Here is a 747-nt window from a genome sequence, read left to right as displayed (position 1 = left end):
ATTTACCTAATTAAAATTTTATTACTTGTTCCAAGAATCCACATTTGCATTGCTTGATGCTTTTGTGAATCGAGCTAGAATTGTGTCATATCCACCTTGGATTGCCTTCCATACAAATGGTCCAATAACAAGTACAATAATTACCGCTAAAGCGATTAGCATACCGTTTTCTGACGACAACTGTGAATCTTCGTTTTTTAACCAATTCTTCATTTTTGCTAACATGATTGAATCTCCCTTATCTATTTATTTGAGCTATTTCTAACAAACATTATGAAACTAACCTTTTATTTCTTGTTCCAAGAATCTACATCTGCATTGCTTGATGCTTTTGTGAATCGAGCTAGAATTGTGTCATATCCACCTTGAATTGCTTTCCATACAAACGGTCCAATGACTAATACGATAATGACCGCCAAGGCGATTAACATACCGTTTTCTGATGATAATTGTGAGTCTTCATTTTTTAACCAATTCTTCATTTTTGTTAACATGTATTTTGCTCCTTTTCCTATTCCATTTGGGGTAATATCTTTTTTATAAACTTGCAAATCCTTGTGTTAAGGATTGAATAACAATGACCATTGGATAAATAACGATACAACCAATAACCGCAACGTTAAATTTATTCATTTCCATTGGTTTATCTTGAATCAGACGGTTGTAGTTCTCATGTTTTAATTCACGCATCATTTTAATTTGCGAATCCATAATCCGAAGACTTTGTACCTTGTCCGTTTTTTGCGC

2 protein-coding genes and 1 pseudogene are annotated in these 747 nt (G+C 33.3%); all 3 read right to left on the bottom strand.

The window, feature by feature from the left end:
- Positions 1–21: 21 nt before the first annotated feature.
- Positions 22–225 carry a hypothetical protein gene (locus MR155_RS31255; protein ID WP_002166805.1) on the bottom strand — a complete coding sequence of 68 codons (204 nt, stop codon included), beginning with the start codon at positions 223–225 and terminating at the stop codon, positions 22–24.
- Positions 226–287: 62 nt separating this feature from the next.
- On the bottom strand, positions 288–494 hold the full coding sequence (locus MR155_RS31250; protein WP_002166806.1) for a hypothetical protein: 207 nt from the start codon (positions 492–494) through the stop codon (positions 288–290).
- A gap of 43 nt (positions 495–537) precedes the next feature.
- Positions 538–747 (bottom strand): annotated as a pseudogene (locus tag MR155_RS31245) (hypothetical protein); the annotation flags it as partial.

Source organism: Bacillus cereus group sp. BfR-BA-01331, assembly GCF_022663915.1.
Taxonomy (GTDB): Bacteria; Bacillota; Bacilli; order Bacillales; family Bacillaceae_G; genus Bacillus_A; species Bacillus_A mycoides.
The sequence above is the reverse complement of the archived record's forward strand: the minus strand, read 5'-3'. Positions and strand labels throughout refer to the sequence as shown.